At 58.9% G+C, this 20,994-nt stretch carries 18 protein-coding genes, 1 tRNA gene and 1 pseudogene; 11 read left to right on the top strand and 9 right to left on the bottom strand.

Annotation, left to right across the window (positions count from 1 at the left end):
• Nucleotides 1-186 precede the first annotated feature (186 nt).
• From queA to MRBLRC7O_RS06710, 3 genes are read left to right on the top strand one after another with little or no spacing between them, the layout of a single operon-like run.
• Complete coding sequence (gene queA, locus MRBLRC7O_RS06720) at nucleotides 187-1,269, top strand: tRNA preQ1(34) S-adenosylmethionine ribosyltransferase-isomerase QueA (RefSeq protein WP_003503023.1); 1,083 nt, start codon at nucleotides 187-189, stop codon at nucleotides 1,267-1,269.
• Nucleotides 1,269-2,399, top strand: a complete 1,131-nt coding sequence (gene tgt, locus MRBLRC7O_RS06715) for a tRNA guanosine(34) transglycosylase Tgt (protein ID WP_006314436.1) — start codon at nucleotides 1,269-1,271, stop codon at nucleotides 2,397-2,399. Before queA ends, tgt begins: the two co-directional genes overlap by 1 nt.
• 37 nt (nucleotides 2,400-2,436) lie before the next feature.
• Nucleotides 2,437-3,594, top strand: a complete 1,158-nt coding sequence (locus MRBLRC7O_RS06710; RefSeq protein WP_080866175.1) for an aminodeoxychorismate synthase component I — start codon at nucleotides 2,437-2,439, stop codon at nucleotides 3,592-3,594.
• 501 nt (nucleotides 3,595-4,095) lie between these two features.
• Here the strand turns inward: MRBLRC7O_RS06710 and MRBLRC7O_RS06705 are convergent.
• From MRBLRC7O_RS06705 to MRBLRC7O_RS06685, 5 genes and pseudogenes are all read right to left on the bottom strand, one after another.
• Nucleotides 4,096-5,364 (bottom strand): annotated as a pseudogene (locus MRBLRC7O_RS06705) (type III PLP-dependent enzyme); the annotation flags it as partial.
• Nucleotides 5,348-6,880: an AMP-binding protein gene (locus MRBLRC7O_RS06700; RefSeq protein ID WP_003503015.1), complete on the bottom strand. Its 1,533-nt coding sequence runs from the start codon at nucleotides 6,878-6,880 to the stop codon at nucleotides 5,348-5,350. The gene MRBLRC7O_RS06700 and the pseudogene MRBLRC7O_RS06705, both read right to left, overlap by 17 nt.
• Complete coding sequence (locus MRBLRC7O_RS06695) at nucleotides 6,877-7,140, bottom strand: acyl carrier protein (RefSeq protein WP_003503006.1); 264 nt, start codon at nucleotides 7,138-7,140, stop codon at nucleotides 6,877-6,879. The genes MRBLRC7O_RS06700 and MRBLRC7O_RS06695 overlap by 4 nt, the downstream gene beginning before the upstream one ends.
• A gap of 105 nt (nucleotides 7,141-7,245) precedes the next feature.
• Nucleotides 7,246-7,986, bottom strand: coding sequence for a DUF922 domain-containing Zn-dependent protease (locus MRBLRC7O_RS06690; RefSeq protein ID WP_162690808.1), 741 nt, complete (start codon nucleotides 7,984-7,986; stop codon nucleotides 7,246-7,248).
• 289 nt (nucleotides 7,987-8,275) lie between these two features.
• Nucleotides 8,276-9,403, bottom strand: a complete 1,128-nt coding sequence (locus MRBLRC7O_RS06685) for an S-(hydroxymethyl)glutathione dehydrogenase/class III alcohol dehydrogenase (RefSeq protein WP_003503003.1) — start codon at nucleotides 9,401-9,403, stop codon at nucleotides 8,276-8,278.
• A gap of 514 nt (nucleotides 9,404-9,917) precedes the next feature.
• On the opposite strand from MRBLRC7O_RS06685, the gene MRBLRC7O_RS06680 reads away from it, so the two are divergent.
• From MRBLRC7O_RS06680 to MRBLRC7O_RS06665, 4 genes are read left to right on the top strand one after another with little or no spacing between them, the layout of a single operon-like run.
• Nucleotides 9,918-10,346 carry a hypothetical protein gene (locus tag MRBLRC7O_RS06680; RefSeq protein WP_367727401.1) on the top strand — a complete coding sequence of 143 codons (429 nt, stop codon included), beginning with the start codon at nucleotides 9,918-9,920 and terminating at the stop codon, nucleotides 10,344-10,346.
• A gap of 41 nt (nucleotides 10,347-10,387) precedes the next feature.
• The gene (locus tag MRBLRC7O_RS06675; protein ID WP_367727400.1) at nucleotides 10,388-11,086 is read left to right on the top strand and encodes a hypothetical protein; all 699 of its coding nucleotides are present in this window, start codon (nucleotides 10,388-10,390) and stop codon (nucleotides 11,084-11,086) included.
• On the top strand, nucleotides 11,073-11,648 hold the full coding sequence (locus MRBLRC7O_RS06670) for a TadE/TadG family type IV pilus assembly protein (RefSeq protein ID WP_080866173.1): 576 nt from the start codon (nucleotides 11,073-11,075) through the stop codon (nucleotides 11,646-11,648). The genes MRBLRC7O_RS06675 and MRBLRC7O_RS06670 overlap by 14 nt, the downstream gene beginning before the upstream one ends.
• Nucleotides 11,645-12,226 carry a TadE/TadG family type IV pilus assembly protein gene (locus MRBLRC7O_RS06665; RefSeq protein WP_060726292.1) on the top strand — a complete coding sequence of 194 codons (582 nt, stop codon included), beginning with the start codon at nucleotides 11,645-11,647 and terminating at the stop codon, nucleotides 12,224-12,226. The genes MRBLRC7O_RS06670 and MRBLRC7O_RS06665 overlap by 4 nt, the downstream gene beginning before the upstream one ends.
• 47 nt (nucleotides 12,227-12,273) lie before the next feature.
• Here MRBLRC7O_RS06665 and trmFO read toward each other — a convergent pair whose 3' ends face one another.
• From trmFO to MRBLRC7O_RS06650, 3 genes are all read right to left on the bottom strand, one after another.
• Nucleotides 12,274-13,716 carry a methylenetetrahydrofolate--tRNA-(uracil(54)-C(5))-methyltransferase (FADH(2)-oxidizing) TrmFO gene (gene trmFO / locus MRBLRC7O_RS06660; RefSeq protein WP_162690806.1) on the bottom strand — a complete coding sequence of 481 codons (1,443 nt, stop codon included), beginning with the start codon at nucleotides 13,714-13,716 and terminating at the stop codon, nucleotides 12,274-12,276.
• Nucleotides 13,717-14,300: 584 nt separating this feature from the next.
• Complete coding sequence (locus tag MRBLRC7O_RS06655) at nucleotides 14,301-14,444, bottom strand: DUF1127 domain-containing protein (protein ID WP_003495735.1); 144 nt, start codon at nucleotides 14,442-14,444, stop codon at nucleotides 14,301-14,303.
• A gap of 457 nt (nucleotides 14,445-14,901) precedes the next feature.
• On the bottom strand, nucleotides 14,902-15,048 hold the full coding sequence (locus MRBLRC7O_RS06650; protein WP_003502992.1) for a DUF1127 domain-containing protein: 147 nt from the start codon (nucleotides 15,046-15,048) through the stop codon (nucleotides 14,902-14,904).
• Nucleotides 15,049-15,708: 660 nt separating this feature from the next.
• Here MRBLRC7O_RS06650 and MRBLRC7O_RS06645 point away from each other — a divergent pair.
• From MRBLRC7O_RS06645 to MRBLRC7O_RS06630, 4 genes are all read left to right on the top strand, one after another.
• A tRNA-Leu gene (locus MRBLRC7O_RS06645) sits at nucleotides 15,709-15,791 on the top strand.
• A 242-nt stretch (nucleotides 15,792-16,033) separates the two neighbouring features.
• A complete protein-coding gene (tig, locus tag MRBLRC7O_RS06640; RefSeq protein ID WP_003502989.1) occupies nucleotides 16,034-17,512 on the top strand; it encodes a trigger factor in 1,479 nt (492 codons plus the stop codon).
• 213 nt (nucleotides 17,513-17,725) lie between these two features.
• Nucleotides 17,726-18,286, top strand: a complete 561-nt coding sequence (locus MRBLRC7O_RS06635; protein WP_080866172.1) for an AAA family ATPase — start codon at nucleotides 17,726-17,728, stop codon at nucleotides 18,284-18,286.
• A 221-nt stretch (nucleotides 18,287-18,507) separates the two neighbouring features.
• Nucleotides 18,508-19,155 (top strand): hypothetical protein, encoded by a 648-nt coding sequence (locus MRBLRC7O_RS06630; protein WP_003502986.1) that lies wholly within the window; start codon nucleotides 18,508-18,510, stop codon nucleotides 19,153-19,155.
• Between the two features lie 248 nt (nucleotides 19,156-19,403).
• On the opposite strand, the gene sthA is transcribed toward MRBLRC7O_RS06630, so the two are convergent.
• Nucleotides 19,404-20,807: a Si-specific NAD(P)(+) transhydrogenase gene (sthA, locus tag MRBLRC7O_RS06625; RefSeq protein WP_080866588.1), complete on the bottom strand. Its 1,404-nt coding sequence runs from the start codon at nucleotides 20,805-20,807 to the stop codon at nucleotides 19,404-19,406.
• Nucleotides 20,808-20,994 lie beyond the last annotated feature (187 nt).

The raw sequence follows: 20,994 nt of genomic DNA, 5'->3' as shown, positions 1-20,994 counted from the left end.
TCATTCCCGTGCTTGTCACAGGAATCCAGCCAGCCCAAGTCTTTGGGCTGGAAAGCCACCCTCGCCAGGCAGACGCGTGTCGACTGGATTCCTGTGACAAGCACAGGAATGAGGGGAGTGGGCGGGATGCGGCGGACCGAAATTCACCGTGCCGTGTAAAGTTTTGATGTCTGGAAGACCCTTGCAATGCGTGTAGACCTGTTCGATTTCGATTTGCCCGAGGAGAATATCGCCCTTCGCCCGGCGAACCCGCGCGACAGCGCGCGCCTGCTGGTGGTCGATCCGAATGAAAACCGCATGGAAGACCACCGCGTCTTTGACCTGCCGTCTTTCCTGAAGCCCGGCGATGCGCTTGTCTTCAACGATACCCGCGTCATTCCCGCCCAGCTTGAGGGCGTTCGCCTGCGCGAAGGCGCGCCGGAGACGGCTGTTTCGGCCACGCTGCACATGCGCGCCGACCAGTCGCGCTGGAAGGCTTTCGCGCGCCCCGGCAAGCGCATCAAAGAAGGTGACCGCATCCGTTTCGGTTATGAGCGCGACAATGCCTGCGGCCTTGCCCATCTCGAGGCCACCGTCGAGGAAAAGGGCGAAGAGGGCGAAATCACGCTGCTTTTCGACGTTTCCGGCCCTGTTCTGGATGAGGCGATCGCCTCCGTCGGCCATATTCCCTTGCCGCCCTATATCGCCGCCAAACGGCCGGAAGATGCGCAGGACCAGACCGATTACCAGACCATCTACGCCCGCGAAAAAGGAGCCGTCGCCGCCCCCACCGCCGGCCTGCATTTCACGCCCGACCTGTTCGAAGCTCTTGATGGGGTGGGCGTCGAGCGACATTTCGTGACACTTCACGTTGGGGCAGGCACCTTCCTTCCGGTTAAGTCCGACGATACCGACGATCACAAGATGCATTTCGAGATCGGCCATGTGTCGCAGGAAACCGCAGCCAGGCTGAATGCCGTGAAGGCGCGCGGCGGGCGCATCGTCTGCGTCGGCACCACCTCGCTGCGGTTGATCGAAAGCGCTGCCTCCGAAGACGGCGTCATTCACCCATGGTCAGGCCCCACAGGCATCTTCATCACGCCCGGATATCGCTTCCGCGCGGTCGATATTCTGATGACCAATTTCCACCTGCCGAAATCGACGCTGTTCATGCTCGTTTCGGCTTTCTGCGGTCTCGAAACGATGCGTGACGCTTATAAGCACGCCATCGAAACCGGATACCGCTTCTATTCCTATGGCGATTCCAGCCTGTTGTTCCGGAAAAACTGATGCACGAGAAATTCACCTTCACCCTGAAAGCCACGAGTGGCGGCGCACGCCTTGGCGAGGTTGCCATGCCGCGCGGCGTCATCCGCACGCCCGCCTTCATGCCTGTTGGCACTGTCGGCACCGTCAAGGCCATGTATCTCGATCAGGTGCGCGAGCTCGGCGCCGATATCATTCTCGGCAATACCTATCACCTGATGCTGCGGCCCGGCCCGGAGCGCGTGGCAAGGCTTGGCGGCCTGCATGAGCTGATCCGCTGGCCGCACCCGATCCTCACCGACAGCGGTGGTTTTCAGGTCATGTCGCTTTCGGGCCTGCGCAAGCTGGACGAGAAGGGCGTGACCTTCAAGAGCCATGTGGATGGTTCGCTGCATCATATGTCGCCGGAACGCTCGATCGAAATCCAGGGCATGCTCGATTCGGATATCCAGATGCAGCTCGACGAATGCATCGCGCTGCCAGCCGAGCGCAAGGAAATCGAGCGCGCCATGGAAATGTCGCTGCGCTGGGCGGAACGCTGCCGCGTTGCCTTTGGCGAACAGCCTGGCAAGGCCATGTTCGGCATCGTGCAGGGCGGCGACCAGCCGGATCTGCGCATTCGTTCCGCCGAAGGGCTGAAGGAGCTTGATCTCAAGGGTTACGCGGTCGGCGGCCTTGCCGTCGGCGAGCCGCAGGATGTGATGCTGGGCATGCTCGACATCACGCTGCCGGTGCTGCCCACTGAAAAGCCGCGTTATCTGATGGGCGTCGGTACGCCTGACGATATTCTGAAATCCGTCGCGCGCGGCATCGACATGTTCGACTGCGTGATGCCGACCCGTTCCGGTCGTCACGGGCTTGCCTTCACCCGTCGCGGCAGGGTCAATATCCGCAATGCCCGCCATGCGGAGGATATGCGGCCGCTCGATGAGCAGTCAAACTGCCCGGCCTCGCGTGATTACTCCCGCGCCTATCTGCATCATCTTACGCGCTCCAACGAGGCGCTGGGCGGCATGCTGCTCTCCTGGCACAATCTTGCCTATTATCAGGAGCTGATGCAGGGTATCCGCAAGTCGATCGAGGAAGGCCGTTTCGCCGATTTTTATGCGGAAACCATCGAGATGTGGGCGCGGGGCGATATAGACCCGGTCTGACGTTTCCCGACCCTTTCTCCTGTTTCGGACGCTTTCATTGGCACATGCGCCTTACGTTCTTTTCCGGGATGATACGACCGGCACGGTGACTGCCTTCACCGAGCCGGAAGAGATCATCGTCGCGGACGAGCCGGAAGCGTTTTTTGCCGCCCTGACGCGCATGGAGCAGCTGCGCCGCGCCGGGAAATACCTTGCCGGCTATATGTCCTACGAGGCGGGTTTCCTGTTCGAGCCGAAACTTGTGGACTTTGCTGCCGAGCCTCGCAACGTGCCGTTCCTTCGCTTCGGCGTCTTTTCCGGCCCACAGCCGGATGAGGGGCGATTTGCGCGGCCCGAAAGTCTGCCGGATGCCGATGCGTTCCTGTCCGATCCCGCGCCCGCATGGAGCCTTGAAGATTATTGCCAGCGCTTCGAGCGGTTGCACGGGCATCTGCGTCGCGGCGACTGTTATCAGGGCAATCTGACGATGCCCGTTCATGCTCGCTGGAGCGGCGATCCGCTCACGGCTTTCTGGTCATTGGTTGAGCGCCAGCCGGTCAAATATGGCGCGCTGGTCGATCTCAGTGGACCGGTGATCCTGTCGCGCTCACCGGAACTGTTTTTCTCGGTGGACGGGGAAGGTTTCATTGAAACCCATCCGATGAAGGGAACGACGCCGCGCGGTGCGAATGCGCAAGAGGACCGGACGATCATCGCGGCGATGCTTGAGGATGAAAAGACGCTTGCCGAAAACCGCATGATCGTCGATCTCCTGCGCAACGATATTTCCCGCATCACCGAGGTCGGCAGCCTCCATGTGCCGCGACTGTTCGATATCGAGACCTATCCCACCGTGCACCAGATGGTCAGCCATGTGCGCGCGAAGCTTTTGCCTGATGTGACGGTGGAGGATATTTTCGCGGCGCTTTTTCCCTGCGGTTCGGTGACCGGCGCGCCGAAAATGTGGGCGATGAAGATCCTGCGCGAACTGGAACAGACGCCGCGCGACGCCTATTGCGGCGCGATCGGCGCCATATCGCCTGGTGGGGAGATGAGGTTCTCCGTGGCGATCCGCACGATGACGCTGTTCGATGACGGTCGCGCGGTCTTCAATGTTGGCGGCGGTATTGTGTTCGATTCCGATGCCGAGGCGGAATATGATGAGTGTCTGCTGAAATCCAAATTTGCGGTTGGGGACAGACTGTTACGGGGGTGATTATCCCGTGCGTTGCGTCTCAGTTTACCGGTATTGCGAATCTGTAGGGCGGACATCCCGAAAGAACGATTTAATCTTATCCTGCACATTCGCGTCAGGCGTCGTTACCTCATAGAAGCTACTGTCGATTGCCCGAATGGTCACCCATTCCTGATCCAAGGCTGGCGACAATGCAGTAAACTGCCCCCATATCACTTGTTTCGCCTTCTTCGCGAGGTCGGCCAGAACGGCGCCTGAAATACGCGCATCTTTCTGGGCCAACATCTCGAGGTCATCTCGCGATTCACCCACCACCTCAAACCATTCATCGGCGGATTGCAGAGACTTGACCGTGGAAACGACCCAAGTTGCCGTTTGAGAGGCCGGTGCGAGGAGATGAAGGAGATCGTAAAGATCGGCTGCAATTACGCCCTCGCGAATGTCATAAATTCTTAGTGTTTGATGGGGATTTTCGGATGTGAGGGTAGCAATATTGTCTCCAGCCCTATCTCGAGCCGACGTGACAATGGCGATGTCACCATCCTCGATCAGCACTTCCTTCGCCGCCGGATGGCTGAGAAAACCCGAAGGGCTAGCGGTGGCGCCATAGGCGCCCGATTGCAGGATTGCCAGGAGATCACCAGCCTTCAGCTTCGGCAGGGCCGCATTGCGGGCCAGGGTGTCGAGCGGTGTGCAGAGCGGGCCGACGATGGTTGCCGTTTCCTCATAGTCTGCCTGCATCATGGCCGGTGCGACGATGGGGTAGTTGCGCTTGACGATCTGGCCGAGATTGCCGGAGGCGGCGAGGTGGTGGTGCATGCCGCCATCCATCACCACGAAGGTGGTGCCGCGTGAGTTCTTTACCGAATTCACCTCCGCCACATAGATGCCAGCCGGGCCGGCGAGGAAACGGCCGGGTTCGACAATGATATGGGCGTCTGCGACTAGCGGATGCGCCTTCAGAAGCGCCTTGAGGTCGGGAATGGCGGCGCTGACTTTCTCAAGATCGAGCGGTGTTTCCCCGGCGAAATAGGGGATGCCGAGACCGCCGCCAAGATCGATGGTCTCGAGCGGCTTGCCGAGCATCTCGGCCATGCGCGCGGCAAGGGAAATGCCGTGTCGCCATTGGGAGACGAGCATGTCGGCATCGAGTATCTGCGTGCCGCCGTAAATATGGACGCCGATGAGATCGATATGGCGGGCGTCCTTGAAGAGTGGCAGGACATTTTCCAGCTCTTCCTCATCGAAACCGAAGGCCGTGGCCTTGCCGCCCATACGCATCGCGCCGGCCTGTGCATCCGGCACCGGATTGATGCGGATCGAGGCTTTGACCGGCTTGCCGATCGCCTCGATGCGGCCGATTTCCTCGGCGCTTTCGATGTGGATTTCGCCGATGCCGCCCTCGATCACTTCGCGCAATTCGGCTTTGCTTTTGCCGGGGCCGGCGAAGATGATTTTTTCCGGTGCGACACCGGCCTTGATGGCGGCGCGGTATTCGCCGACGGAAGCAATTTCCGCACCGGCGCCTTCCTGGCGGAAAAGCGAGATGATGGCGGGCAGGGGATTGGCCTTCACCGAATAATAGATGTCGGCAAAGCCACTGAGCGCCGTTTCGAGATTGCGATAGGCGCGGCGCATGGCGCTGGCGTCATAGAGAAAGCATGGTGTTCCGGTTCCGGCGACAATATCGCGCACGGGAAGTCCACCGATCATCAGATCGTTTTCGCTTATGCCGAATAACGCGGCTGCAAAGGCCGGGCCGTGGCTCTGGGGTTTATCCGTTGGCGCCATTGTCCGTCCGTTCGCGCACCAGCGCGCGGTAATCCACCTTGCCATTGGCCGTTGTCGGCAGTCGTTCCACCAGTTCGATGGCGCGCGGGATCATGAAGGGGGCGAGCATTTCGGCGGCTTTTTTAAGCGCGGCCGAAACATCGATATTCTGGTTGGCGGCGGTCGCCACGGCATGCACCTTTTCGCCCGCAAACGGGTCGGGCAGGCCGATAACGGCGACCTGCTGGAAAAGCCCTGTCGACATCAGGCTCTCCTCGACCTCGGTCGGGCTGATGCGATAGCCTGAGGATTTGATCATTGCATCGTTGCGGGCAACGAAACTGAAGAAACCGTCCTCGTCTTCCACTGCCAGATCGCCGGAATAACAGACGGTCTCGCCGCCCAGCGCCGCCGGAATGAAGGGGTGAGGGCGCAGCACCTTGGCGGTGTCCTCCGGCCGGTTCCAGTAACCAAGCGAGACGGTCGGGCCGCGATGCACGAGAATGCCGGGTTCACCCGGTTTTGCTCTCTGTCCCTCGGCGGTGACGATGAAGATTTCACATTCGGGAATGGCCTTGCCGATGGAGGTCGGGCGGCGGTCGATTTCATCAGGCGGCAGGAAGGTGGAGCGGAAGGCCTCGGTGAGGCCATACATCAGGTAGATTTTCGTATCCGGCAGCTTCTCGCGCAGCGCTTTTACGGTTTCCTGCGGCACGCGTCCGCCGGAATTGGTGATGTAACGCAGATGCGGCAGAGGCGTCTTTGTGAGCGATGGGGCCGCTTTCGTCAGGATCGCCCAGATGGTCGGCACGCCGGCCAGACCCGTGATGGCGTGGTCGCGCAGATCGCGGACGATCTCATCGCCCAGCCGGAAGGTGGAGATAACAGTGGCCGCGCCCTGTTCCACCGCCGTCAGCAGCTGGTTCAGGCCATAATCGAAGCTGAAAGGCAGGAGGGAAAGAATGCGGTCCCTGCCGGTGATGTCCAGATAGGTGCGCACGATGCGCGCGCCGGCCAGAAGATTGCGGTGCGACAGCATCACGCCCTTGGGCGAGCCGGTGGAGCCGGAGGTATAAAGAATTGCGGCCAGGTCTTCGCCGATCGCCGCCGAAGGCCGGGCGGGTGCGCCGGTGCGGGTCCCAATCTCCTCCGCCAGCAGGATCGTGACATCGGGAAGGTCTGCCAATGCTGCATTCAGCTCATCCATCATCGCAGCGTTGCTGATGACGATCTTTGCGCCGCAATCCCTGATGATATGGCGGATCTGCTGCGCCTTCAGCAATGCGTTGACAGGCACGAAGACGCCGGCCGCCATGCTCACGCCGAAGATCGACCAGCATTCCTCGATGCCGCGCGGCAGATAGATGACGACGCGGTCACCGCGTTGTGTTCCGGCTTCCTGCAATGCCGCTGCACAACGGGCTGCTGCCTCGGCGAATTCGCGATAGTTCAGCGATCGGTCCTTGTGGACGACGGCCGGATCGTCGCTCGCCGCGCGCGCGGTAAGAAGATGGTGCAGCAGGAAATGGGGTGTCATCTCCTCCGTTCCCTGAGGACGAAGGCGATGAGATCGGCCGGCGTGCCGAGATTGTCGGGGGTGAAATGCTCGTCATCGAGAATGATGCCGAAACCCTCCCCGAGGAAGATCATCAACTCAAGAAACCCGAGCGAATCGATCACACCGCCTTCGAGAAGCAGCGTGTCGGCGGAAAAGGGGGCATAGGCGGGAAAACGATTGGAGAGGTAGGAATAGATGGTATCAGCAACGTCGATTTCACTCTTTTGCGCTGCAAGCATGCTCGTTCTCCGATTTCCCTCGTGTTCCCCAGAAGACTGCCCGGAACGGCGCTTTGTCTGTAAAGGCCAAGATTCCGTCAAGTCGCGCACGAATCACTAAAATACCTACGGTGGCAATAACACCAACTCTGAGTATGTTTCGTTAATAAATTGTGGGTTCCATACGCCTTTTACTTGTATGGGTGCAGATTTATGTGCGGCCAGGCCGCCGGCCTTTCGCTCTCCCTCAAGCGCCGCCATGGTCAGCGCAACCCGGCCGTGGCCAAGAAGGTGGCGGGCAATTGCGGATATGTGCCTTTGCGCAACCTGCCGGTCGTCGCAATGGATGAGGCGCGCGGAGGGCAGTCTTCTGGTTGTGGTTTTCAGGAAGACCAGCGGGTGGTGGCGGTTCTCCGCCTCCATCACGGCCACGATGCAGCCGAGGCGGGCGTGGTCTTCCAGCATGTCGCGCGTTTCGGCGGACAATATTCCCGGTTTTATGTCCGCAAGCGGGCGGAGCCGCGCACTCGCCGAGCGAAGTGCAGCAAAGGGCAGCGGATAAAAAAGCGTGCAATCGGTCACCGTCGCAAAGCCCAGCCTCTCATTCAGCCTGCAGGCTTCGGGAGAGGGGGTGAGATCGGTGAAGATTTCGTCCTCATTGGATGAGGCCATCTGCAGCATGCGCGGTGCGAACCAGCGGCAGGAAGGCTCCACATACCAGCTGGACAGGTTGACGATGATCGTGCCGGTGTCGGGCAGGCGGCTTTTGATCGTCAGCAGCACGCCTGCGGCATCGTCGCCCTTCATCAGCAATTGCCCGATCGGACCCAGTTCGCGCCGCTCGTGATGTTCTCTGATGAGCGACAACCCACGCGACCAGAAGGCCTCGCTTTTTTCCGGGAAGCCTTTCGCCAGAAGAGCGACGGCGGCGACGCGGTTTCCGTTGTCGATCGGTACGATTTTCAGGGGTCGCTCTCCGCTGGTCTGGCGCCGTTCTGGGCGGGGAGGGATTTTCAACTCCACCGCGTAGTATCGGCTTACGACGATAGATTTACCGTCCCGTTAATCGCAATGGCTGCAGGCGGTTGGAGGCGATCACATTTGTATGAAAGGCGGGCGCGCGCGGTTACGTGCGTCCCGCCTCTGTCTTATCCAATCAATAAACCACGACGCCGCGGATGCTTTCGCCCTTGTGCATCAGGTCGAAGCCCTTGTTGATGTCTTCGAGCGGCATGGTGTGGGTGATCATCGGGTCGATCTGGATCTTGCCTTCCATGTACCAGTCAACGATCTTCGGCACATCCGTGCGGCCGCGCGCGCCGCCAAAAGCGGTGCCCATCCAGTTGCGGCCGGTGACGAGCTGGAATGGACGGGTGGAGATTTCCTGGCCGGCGCCGGCAACGCCGATGATGACCGACTTGCCCCAGCCGCGATGCGAGGCTTCCAGCGCCTGGCGCATGACCTTGGTATTGCCGGTGCAATCGAACGTGTAATCCGCGCCGCCGATCAGGTCGCCATTACGCTTCGTCATGTTGACGAGATAGGGCACGATGTCCTCGCCGACTTCCTTCGGGTTGACGAAATGGGTCATGCCGAACTTCTCGCCCCAGGCCTTGCGGTCGGGGTTGATGTCGACGCCGATGATCATGTCCGCGCCGGCAAGACGCAGGCCCTGCAGAACGTTGAGGCCAATGCCGCCGAGACCGAAGACGATCGCCGTGGAGCCGATCTCGACCTTGGCGGTGTTGATGACCGCACCGATGCCGGTGGTGACGCCGCAGCCGATGTAGCAGACCTTGTCGAAGGGTGCATCGGGATTGATCTTGGCCAGCGCGATCTCCGGCAGGACCGTATAGTTCGAGAAGGTCGAGCAGCCCATATAGTGATGGATCTTGTCCTTGCCGATCGAGAAGCGCGAGGTGCCGTCAGGCATCACGCCCTGGCCCTGGGTGGCGCGGATTGAGGTGCAGAGATTGGTCTTGCGCGAGGTGCAGGAATAGCACTCGCGGCATTCCGGCGTGTAGAGCGGAATGACATGGTCGCCCTTCTTGACCGAGGTGACGCCCGGTCCGACATCCACCACGATGCCCGCGCCTTCATGGCCGAGAATGGCCGGGAACAGGCCTTCCGGATCCGCGCCCGACAGGGTGAAATCGTCCGTATGGCAGATGCCGGTCGCCTTGACCTCAACCAGCACTTCGCCGGCACGGGGGCCTTCGAGTTGAACGGTCATGACCTCAAGCGGTTTTCCGGCCTGAATGGCAACTGCGGCGCGAACGTCCATATCTTATCTCCTGGCATTGTCTTGTGATTGAACAGGGCTGTTTTGCCCGAGCTTGGCTGGAGGGACAAGGGGCAAACCCCGGTTTGTCGCCCCGAAGAAAACTGCATTGCCGAAATCGGCCCCGTCATGCACGGCATGATGGCCGTAATTCATACGTTCTAATTTATTAATAAATGAATTAAGCATATGAATTTACAGCATATTTTCCGGTTTTTTTTGGCCTTTGGTTTACGGTTTCCGTGCTAATGACCCCGTGGATTTTAAGAGGTCGGCGAGAACTGCTCCCGAAAATGCGTTCGCCAATCGACAGGCAATTTTCAGCACCCGGCGGCAGGCCGGATATTTTTTAGCGTGGCAGAAAGCCGGGCGCACCGCTTTTCACAGTGCGCCTTTCCCGCCGCGATGAGCGACATGAGACGGTGTTTTCAGGATGTTTGAGTGGACAAGAAAAAAAGCTGTTCGTGAAGGGCTGTTTTCGCTTTTCATAGGCGACCGCACGGCCGCCTTTGCGATCATGACGGCGCTGCTTCTGCCGGTTTTTATCATCCTGATGGGACTGCTTTTTGAGGGCGGTAGAGGCCTGAGTTATTTTCTTCAGTCCAAGCGCGTTATGGCGCTTGCCTGTGAGCGCTCGACCAAACCGACGCGTACCGATGTGGGTGCGGATTCGACACGCCGTGAAAATGTGCTGACAACCTTCGATGCGATGATCCAGTCGACAAAACAAAAGGTGCTGGAACGTGATGTCACCATCAACTGGCTGCGGACTGATATCAAAGCCGAATTCAGCTATCGGCTCTTGTTTGCGGATATGTTCGATGTCGATGAGATGAAATATCGCCTTGCCTATTCCTGCGAGGGTATCCCGCCCTATCCATATGACGGTGAAGTACTCGTCGATATAATTTTGAAAACAATACTCTCGGCCGGGAGCGTATTCTGAAGAACGGCATAACGACCCAGACGCCCAGCGGGTGCTGGGGTGTGTATCCTTACACGGAGTTGAAATGGCACGGCGGAACGGGACCCGGTATCGAATTGCAGGACTGGAGTAGCCCTTGCTGCCGTAAGATCCATGCATGGGAGGGATATCCGGAAGGTTTCGAAAAAGAGGCTGAAAAGGGAGACGAAACCGCAAATGACAAGGCTTGCAAGTTAAAAGGAAATGAAAAGGCAGTGCAGTCAAGTGACAGGCCGCTGTTTGAGGAGGGTGCCAATAGCAGTCTTGCGTCCCTGCCCACTCGCTATGTTATTGAACTGGATAGTGACTGGGGGACATCAATACAGGGCAAGAAGCGCACTGATGCAAACAGCTCGATCTACAAAGACGTCGAACTTCACCCGGGAAAATACGAGATTTTGGTTTGGTACAATGGCCGAAAGAGCAGTTTTAACAACGTGAAAAGTGCCGAACTGACCAATGGTATCGATATATCTCTGCAACCGCTGCTGCCGCAATCCGGGGCGGTGAAAACCATCTTCCAGATGAAACAAGGCCCGGGGATGAAAAACGCCATCGATCAGGTCATCAGATGGCGGCAATACCGGGAGCAGATCACGGTCGACACTTATTCCATATACAGGCTGACCATTGCGGCTTCGGGGTTAAGTGATAGCTTCGGCGGCATCATTACCGGCTTTGAGTTGCGATATATCGGACGGCACGGCGATGAGCGTTCCTGAAATCGCACCTGCGGCTCATGGCGGCAAGCAATCGCATGACGGTTCACGGCACCGGCTTTTCAGGCGGCTTTACCTGAGGATTCTTGCCGACAGGCAGGCTGCCGCCGCCGTTGAAGTGGGCCTGCTGTTGCCCGTTTTTCTGATTTTGATTTTCGGAATCCTCGAAATCGGGCTGCTGCTGCTCTACCATCTTTATCTCTCAACCGCTTCGAGTGCCGGCGTTGAATATTTGCGCCGAGCTGCGATGCATCGTCAGCAGGTGACGGAGAGGGCATTGCGGCAGGCGATTTCGTCCGGGTTCATCACCGCGACTAATGCGGATAATTTGAAGATTTCACTCACGCCAATACTTGATGACGACATTGCCGCGGCCCCCGTCGCATTTCCGATAGAGAACAGCTTTCAGTCGCCGACCGCCGCGGCAGGACAATATATTCTGGCGGTGGGGTACAGGTGGAACTTCGTCATGCCGACGACGCACCTGCTCGTTCCAAGCTCAGGGACTGTCCGTCAGCTCCAAAATGTGTCGCTGGCGATAACGGCTGTGCGGGTGACCGAATGAGCATCATGCGCCCTATATCCCGTCTGTATTCCATGGGGCTTTGCCGCTCCGGCGCCGCTGCCGTCGAGATGGCTCTTCTGGCGCCACTACTCATCCTTGTTCTGGCCGTTGTTCTTGAAATCGGACGCGGATGGCTGAGCTACGATCGCTTTGTGACGGCCGTGGACAATACGGCCCGTTGGTCGGCACGGTTTCCGGAGTTCGAGACCCGGGTGAGAACGGGCGTCAAAACGTTCGTGCTCATGTCCGGAAACGGTCTTCTTCAGACCGAAAAGCTTAACCTCACTTTGAGAAGCGCAAAGCTGGTGGGCAATGTTCCCGAGCTGCAATTTCAGCCGTATAATTTCTTCGGTTCAGCCGAAGGCGTAAAATGGGACAAGGCGATTAAGGACGGCAATTTCGGGCCAAATGAAGCGATTATCGTGGTTTCAGGGCGTTACAGCTATCGACCGCTATTTGCCTTTCTGGCCGATACCACCATAGACTTCGAATATGTAACGGCGATCAATCCATTCTTTTCGCGGCACTACCCCTATCAGTCCGGCAAATCCGATTTCAATAAATGGAATGTCATGTAAGCCATGACCGCGCCCCGCCATTGCGTGGAGCGCGGGTGGTCTCAAATTCAGGATGTGGCGACGGAAGCCTTTGAAAGGTCGAGCCATTCCGCGCAATCCCTCAACGCCCGCGCTGCAATCAGCTGACGTTTCATGATCGTCTTGTCCTTGCCGCGAAAACGCTTCACGCCTTCAGGCTTGACGATCGAGCCCGGCGTCAGTTCCGGGAAGAGGCCGAAATTGATGTTCATCGGCTGGAAGGAACGTTTGCCCGGCTCATCATCGGAGGAGAGGTGGCCGCCGGTGATGTGGTTGAGAAGCGAGCCGAGCGCGGTGGTGGCCGGCGGCAGGCTCGGGGTCTCGCCCTTCTGTTCGGCGGCGGCGAAGCGGCCGGCGAGAAGGCCGACGGAGGCGCTTTCCACGTAACCTTCGCAGCCGGTAATCTGGCCGGCGAAACGCAGGTCCGGCCGGGATTTCAGCTTCAGCGAGCGGTCGAGCAGGATGGGGGAATCGATATAGGTATTGCGGTGCAGGCCGCCGAGGCGGGCGAATTCCGCATTTTCGAGGCCCGGTATCATGCGGAACACATCCGCCTGAACGCCATATTTCAGCTTGGTCTGGAAACCGACCATGTTGTAGAGCGTGCCGAGCGCATTGTCCTGCCGCAGCTGGACGACGGCATAGGCCTTGACGGTGGGGTTATGGGCGTTGGTCAGGCCCATTGGCTTCATCGGGCCGTGGCGCAGTGTCTCGCGGCCGCGTTCGGCCATGATCTCGATCGGCAGGCAGCCGTCGAAATAGGGTGTGCCTTCCCATTCCTTAAAACCCACCGTGTCGCCGGCGATCAGTGCATCGATGAAAGCGTTGTATTGCTGCTCATCCAAGGGGCAGTTGATGTAATCCTTGCCCGTGCCGCCGGGGCCGACCTTGTCGTAACGCGACTGATACCAGCAGATATCCATGTTGATGCTGTCGCGGTGCACGATGGGGGCGATGGCGTCGAAAAAGGCGAGCGCATCCTCACCCGTCTCGGCCTGAATGGCGGCGGCGAGATCCGGCGAGGTGAGCGGGCCGGTGGCGATGATCGAGTTGCCCCATTCCCTCGGCGGCAGGCCGTTCACCTCTTCGCGCACGATCGTCACCAGGGGGTGACTTTCCAGCTCTTTCGTCACGGCTTCAGAAAACCCGTCTCGGTCGACGGCGAGTGCACCGCCGGCCGGCACCTGGTGTCTGTCGGCGCAGGCCATGATCAGTGAGCCGGCGAGCCGCATTTCCGCATGGATGACGCCGACTGCGTTCGCCGTTGCATCGTCGGAGCGGAAGGAGTTGGAACAGACCAGTTCCGCCAGCGTATCGCCCTTATGCGCATCCGTGCCGCGCACGCCGCGCATTTCGTGCAGGATGACGGGGACGCCGCTTTGCGCGATCTGCCATGCGGCTTCCGAACCGGCCAGTCCGCCGCCCACGACATGAATGGGAGAAGTGGTCTTGTCTTGCATTTCGGTGTCCATAGGCGGCCGCGGGGCAAAGGCTCCCGTCCGGCGGCTGTCTTTCGAGTGATTGTTCCGCGCGGGTCCCGAAGGACGCTGCATTGTTTGCGGATGCACTAGCATGCATGGCCGGGGCAGCCAAATGTTTTTGGGGTGAGGATTACGACGGAGGGGATGTGGTCTTTATGCTAGCAGGTCGCCCAATGTGATTGGTGACCTCGTCTTCGTCTGGATGTGTAATTTGCTGTGATGGTTGGCAGCGTTTTTTTGTAGGGGGCCATCTTCCTCCGTCATTCCGGCCTTGAGCCGGAATCCAGCCAGCCCAAGTCTTTGGGCTGAAAGGACTCTTCCCACGGCGCAGACGCGCCGTGACTGGATGCCGGATCAAGTCCGGCATGACGGGAGAGGAGTGTAGCGGAAGAGCAACCGACAAGGAGGGGGCGACACCACATGGCGTGGTGTGCTGATGTCCTTCAACCGCCGACTGGCGAGAATTTCCAGCATATTCCGCCAGAATCAAAAACGGCGCCAGAGGCGCCGCTTTTTTAACCTGTCGCTCGATCGTCGCGCCCTGGAGGTCGGGCAGCGGGACGATCGTTTACGCCTTAGCGGAACGAACGGGCTGCTACGTTACGGATGTCGTAACGGGTCAGGCCGATGTCGCTCAGAGCCTGGTTGGACAGGCTGCCAAGTTCGTTGATCGTGCGGCGGTAGGAGATCCAGTTCTTTGCGATGCGGATGGGGTTCATGGTCGTTTCCTCAATCTATCTCTGTTGATTTCGTCTGCCGGCCCAGTGTTTCTCTGTGCTCTCGGCTGTTGAGGTTTATATATAGACATTGAGCCATGTTGTGCAGTGCAGAATTTAGGCTACTGCCATGCATTTGTGCACTATGTCGGCTAAATTTGCGGCTTTGAATATCAGCTGGGCAAAATATGAGCGGAAATGCCTGCGTTTCAGGCGGTTTGACTGATTTGGCAGCCTTTGGCGGCGCAGGAGAGGCTTTCCTGTGTGAAAAGCAGCGGTGGAGAGGCTCCAGCGCGATCCAGGTCTGTGCAAATGGTTGGCCCATCGATGCATTTTTCATCTGCCGATGCGGCGAGTGGCTGTGCAGTCGCCTAAAACGAAAAAAGGCCGGAGGCGGAAGCCTCAGGCCTTTTTGGGTAGGTCGTCTCGCATCCGCCGCAATAAGCGGCGGGGCGTGTAATTAGATGCCGACGGCGGTGCGGGCGACGCGGCGGATGTCCTGACGGCCGATGCCGAGGTCATTCAGTTCGCGGTCGGTCATGCGGCCGAGTTCGGTTACGGTCTGACGATACTTGCGCCAGTTGGTCAGCGAGCGTGTGATGTTCATTTTCATCTTCCTCTTCGTGCTGTTCAGTCTCTACGGCCAGTCTTGGGAGGCTTTGGTCCGGGGCTGAACTCGATCTCTGTATGACCATGAATATAATCGGTTTAATCAAAACAAAAACAGACAAAGCAAGATGTCACCTATGCATTAAACGCAAGGCAAGTGGAGAAATCGACCCGATTGCGGCGATCTGTGCATAATTTGTGACCAATTTGTGTGCTTTTGGTGATCGAATGGGGTTGGGCGTTGCGAATCCGGGAGGCATGGCCGGATACGGGGTGGGCGCGGCGCAGAAGCCTTGAATTGCAGATATGAAGCGGGGGGCGGCAATCCGGCAATGTCGGTTGCGGGAGAGGCTATATATAATGTCAATGTAGCCGCATAAATATTGCCTGCTTCCCCGCCCGCTATCATGTAGATGTGCCGCTTGGGGCGGGCCGGCAAGGAGAGGGGGCGGATGCCCCGCGGTTTCCCGTTTCCAGCCCAGAATCGCCCCAGTCCGGTCCTTGCGCCTCATCCCCTGGCGGCGGCGGCAAATAAGCTTAGGGGGCGGCTGCCTCTCCCCGCCGGCGCGGGCAACAAGAAAAGTCCGGAGGAAACGAAAGGCGGGGGAACGGCGTGCTTGACCCTTTCAGAACATTGTGACATACCGCCGCCCAACGTGCGGGTATGGCGGAATTGGTAGACGCATTGGTTTTAGGTACCAACGCTTCGGCGTGGGAGTTCGAGTCTCTCTACCCGCACCACAAGCAAGGCATGGCTGTGCCACGCTTGCGCCAGAGTGCATCTTTATAAGATGCGGGGAGCTTCGGGGTTCTTTTCTCCCCTTTGGTCTTTGGTCTCCGGTGCAGGCGCAAAGGTGTGCGGCAGGCGCTTGTGTAAAGAAATAAGGGAAGCCACGGCCGGGGAACGAAGTTTCCGGCGCAGTGCTCGAAAGTAAACCAACGGCTGTCTGAGCACCGCCGCCATGATGTGAAGGTTTGAGAAAATGCAGGTTATTGAAACGCTCGCTGAAGGGCTGAAGCGCGAACTCAAGATCGTTATCCCGGCTGCCGACATGAAGGCCCGTCTGGACGAGCGCCTGGTTGACGCCAAGGACAAGGTTCGCATCAACGGTTTCCGTCCAGGCAAGGTGCCGATGGGCCACCTGAAGAAGATGTATGGCAAGTCCATCATGGCCGACCTCGTCAACGAGCTGGTTCGTGAAAAGCCTTCCGAAATCCTCTCCAGCCGCGGCGAGAAGTCTGCTACCCAGCCGGCCATCTCCATGACCGAAGACGAGCAGGAAGCTGAAAAGATCCTGTCGGCCGAATCCGATTTCGAATTCACCGTTGCCTACGAAATCATTCCGGCCATCGAACTGAAGGCCAATGACGGCATCAAGGTTACCCGCGAAGTTGTTGAAGTCTCTGAAGACGAAATCAACGAGCAGATCCTCAAGATCGCCGAAAGCGCCCGCACCTACGAGGCCAAGAAGGGCAAGGCCGCTGACGGCGACCGCGTCACCATGAACTATCTCGGCAAGGTTGACGGCGTTGCCTTCGACGGCGGCGCTGCTGAAGACGCTGAACTGGTTCTCGGTTCTGGCCGCTTCATCCCCGGCTTCGAAGACCAGCTCGTTGGCGTCAAGGCCGGCGACGAAAAGACCATCACCGTGACCTTCCCGGCCGACTACCCGGCTGCGAACCTCGCGGGCAAGGAAGCCAACTTCGACATCACCGTCAAGGAAGTTGCTGCTGCCGCTGCTGTTGAAATCAACGACGAACTGGCCACCAAGCTCGGTCTCGAATCGGCTGAAAAGCTGAAGGAAATCGTCAAGGGCCAGATCGAAAGCCAGTACGGCAACGTCACCCGCCAGAAGGTCAAGCGTCAGATCCTCGACCAGCTGGACGAGATGTACAAGTTCGACACGCCGGCTGGCCTCGTCGACGCCGAGTTCGATAACATCTGGCGCCAGATCAACACCGATCTCGCCCAGTCCGGCAAGACCTTCGCTGACGAAGACACGACCGAAGAAGAAGCCCGCGAAGAATATCGCAAGCTTGCTGAGCGTCGCGTTCGTCTCGGCCTCGTTCTCTCCGAAATCGGCGAAAAGGCCGGCGTTGAAGTGACCGAAGAAGAAATGCAGCGCGCGCTGTTCCAGCAGCTGCAGCAGTTCCCCGGCCAGCAGAAGGAAATCCTCGATTTCTTCCGCAACACCCCCGGCGCTTCCGCTTCGCTGCGCGCTCCGATCTTTGAAGAGAAGGTCATCGACAAGCTGCTCTCCGAAATCTCGGTAACGGACAAGACCGTTTCCAAGGAAGAGCTGCTGGCTGACGACGGCGAAGAAGAAACGGAAACAAAGAAGAAGGCTCCGGCCAAGAAAAAGGCTGCTGCCAAGGCTGACGACGCCGCTGAAGGCGAAGAAGCCGCTCCGAAGAAGAAGGCTCCGGCCAAGAAGAAGGCCGCCGAAGGCGACGCCGAATAATCTTCTTCAGTGCAAGCTGATTGAACAAAGGGCCGTGGCGAAAGCTGCGGCCTTTTTGTTTGGGCGCCGGTTTCCTGGCAGTATTGCCCACCCGGTTTCGGGCTTTTGACATCGTTGCGTTATTCTGAATCATTATCGTTAGAGACCGTGGCCGCCGAACCGGAAATATAGGCACCATCGCCACGACGCCGGGGAATGTGGAAGGGTCGTGTCATGGGTGTCAGAAACTATTTGATCGAGGGTGTTTCCGGCACCGGTAAAACCTCGGTGGCAACCGAACTCCAGCGACGTGGCTATCATGTCATCCACGGCGACCGTGAACTTGCCTACAAAGGTGATCCTGAAACAGGCGAACCGGTCGATCTCTCGCTGTTTCAAGGCGAAGGGGATATTATCTACCGTCACCGGCGTCATATTTGGGACGTCGAAAAAGTGCGGGCGCTGGTGACTGATCGAGGTCACGCAATCACGTTCTTCTGCGGCGGCTCAAGGAACTTTGGGCGTTTTATAGATCGCTTCGATCAGGTCTTCGTTCTGGATGTTGACGTCGCGACATTGCGAAGACGGTTGATGGAGAGGCCTGAGGACGAGTTCGGCGGAAAGGCGGCCGAACGCGAATTTGTCTTGCAACTCCATGCGACGAAAGAAGACCTTCCCGCCAATGCAACGGCCATTGATTCATCGAGGCCTTTAGACGTGGTGATTGATGACATCCTGGCCCGCTGCGTTGGCCCGACCTCAGGAAATGAGCAGCACGGGGATTCTTCGTTTTGATCACAATGCGGTGCAGCATGATTTTTTGCTGCATCTGCTCTTGTTCATCTCCCGTTCATCTGGCACCCTGCGCAGCATGATTTGCCCCGGTCGCTGAACGCGGTCGCTCGGGTATCGTGCGCCGCTCTGATGTGGCCTCATCGCTGCCAAACCATTGGCCTCCGCTTTTACCGTGCCTACCGGGTTCTTCCGGCGCGCCCTTAATTTGCCAGGGGACAAGTATGTCGCTCCGAACGGGTTCTGCCCTTGCATTGTCGCTCTTCACCGCTGCCACGGCCGCTCATGCGGATGAGGCCGGGCTGATCTGGAAACCGGTCAAGAATTCCGATCGTTCCTACACGGCGCGTATCGGTGCCAAGCTGCCGGTCGATACGCCGATCCGGGCGGGGCTGGAAATGGGCATGAATGCCTCGAGGACAGGGCAGGTGGTGGATACGCCGGTTCGGCTGTGGGGTAATGTCACGCTGCTGGCCGAACAGCTGCCCGGTGTCTCGCTTGCACGCGACGTCGGTGTCATCGTCAATGCATTAACGGGGTCGAGCAGCCTCTCCATGACATCGCAGCAGAAGCGCATCGTCACGCCGGAACTGGATATCGAGGCGAACCGCAATTTCACCGTGCGTTACGACGGCACGGCGCAGCAATGGAACGGTCTTGATGTGTCGCAGTCGTTGCGCCTGTCCCGCTCGGAAACCGGCACGGCCTTTGTGCTGACGGGGGCGAGCCGCAACAGCTTCAACGAGTTCAGCAGCGGCGTGGCGGTGGAGCAGAAGATCGGCGATAATCTGACGGTGCGCGGAACGCTTGATCAGGGTTTTGCGGATCATTTCCGGCCGGGGGTGAGTGCGCGGTATAGTATTCGCTGGTGAGGGGGCGGGCTGCTTGGGCCGGGATCATCTCTGGACAAGAGGAAAGATGCAGGTGAATGTCTCTCTTCCGTCATGCCGGACCTGATCCGGCATCCAGCCACGGCGCGTCTGCGCCGTGAGGCGAGTCTTTTCAGCCCAAGGACTTGGGCTGGCGGGACCCCGGATCAAGTCCGGGGTGACGAGGAGAGGAGGCTACGACCTTACCACAAGCGCCCGTATGGCGTTGTGCCGTTCCGCTGAATACTCTCTCAATCCTTCTTGATCTCACCCATGCGGTTCCACGCATCCAGCCCGGCAATCTTGTAGGCTTCCGCGAGCGTGGGGTAATTGAACGTATTCTCCACGAAATACTCCACCGTGCCTTTGAGATTCAGCACCGCCTGGCCGATATGCACCAGTTCCGTTGCGCCTTCGCCGACGATGTGGACGCCGAGCAGGCGGCGGGTTTTCAGCGAGAAGATCATCTTCAAGAGCCCGCTGTCGAGACCCATGATGTGGCCGCGGGAGGTTTCGCGGAAATGGGCGATGCCGCATTCATAGGGAATGGCGCGTTCGATGACTTCTTCTTCCGTCAGGCCGCAGGTGGAGATCTCAGGCACGGCATAGATGCCATATGGGAAAAATTGCGGCGGTTCGCCGGCCGGTGCACCGACGGCATGGCGGGCGGCGATGCGGCCCTGTTCCATTGAGGTGGAGGCAAGGCTCGGGAAACCGATGATGTCGCCGGCGGCATAGATGTTCGGCACCGAGGTCTGGAAGGTCTCGGGATCGACCTTCAGGCGGCCGCGGCTGTCGGCCTCCAGCCCGCAGGCCGAAAGGTTGAGCGTATCGGTAGCGCCGACGCGGCCGGCGGCAAACAGCACCGTCTCGGCCTTGAGGACGCGGCCATTGCCAAGCGAGACGAGGCATTTGCCGCTTTCGTCACGCTCCACCTTTTCCGCCTTCTGGCCGAAGATCAGCTTCATGTTGCGGTCGCGCAGCTGATAGGCGAAATCCTCGACGATTTCCTTGTCGATGAATTCCAGCATCGTTTCGCGCGGCTCCACCACCGTCACCTGCGTGTCGAGCGCGCTGAAGATGGTGGCATATTCAATGCCGATGACGCCGGCGCCGACGACGATCATCGAGCGCGGCAGCTCCTTGATCTCGAGAATCTCGTCCGAATCGAGCACCGCTTCGCCATCGAAGGGAATATGCGGCGGCCGGTAGGGGCGGGTGCCAATGGTCAGCAGGATGGATGTCGCGGTAACGGTCATGATCTCACCATCGCTTTTCACCACCTTCATGGTGTTGGCGTCGATGAAGCTTGCCGTGCCGCGAATGTGCTGGACGCGGTTGCGGGCGAACTGGTGCTCCAGCACTTCCACTTCGTGATCCAGCGTGATGAGCAGGCGGCGGCGCAGGTCTTCGGCGTCGATCTCCTGCTTGACACGATAGGCGCGCCCGTAAAAACCGCGCTCGCGCCAGCCGGTGAGGTTGAGCGCCGTTTCGCGCAGGGTCTTCGAAGGGATGGTGCCGGTGTGCACCGAAACGCCGCCGACGCGGCTGCCCTTCTCGATGACCAGAACCCTCTTTTCGAGCTTGGCGGCCTGAATGGCGGCCCGTCTTCCCGCCGGACCGCTGCCGACAACAATCAGATCGAACTGGTGCATGAAAAACCCCGGAACAGAATTATTGCAATGACCGGATGTCGCATCCGGCATGGCGTCGCCGCGAAATGGTCGTGATGCCATTTTGACGATGGGGAGTGATTCCCCCTTCAGCCTTGCCCGCAAGAGTGCAATGCAACAAACGCCTGCGTCAATCTGTAGCGTAAGAATCTGACGGATTCGTAACTGG

The sequence above is a fragment of the Agrobacterium radiobacter genome, from assembly GCF_040801995.1.
Lineage (GTDB): Bacteria > Pseudomonadota > Alphaproteobacteria > Rhizobiales > Rhizobiaceae > Agrobacterium > Agrobacterium radiobacter.
Note: the sequence above shows the minus strand (reverse complement) of the source record. Positions and strands in the feature narration are given on the sequence as shown.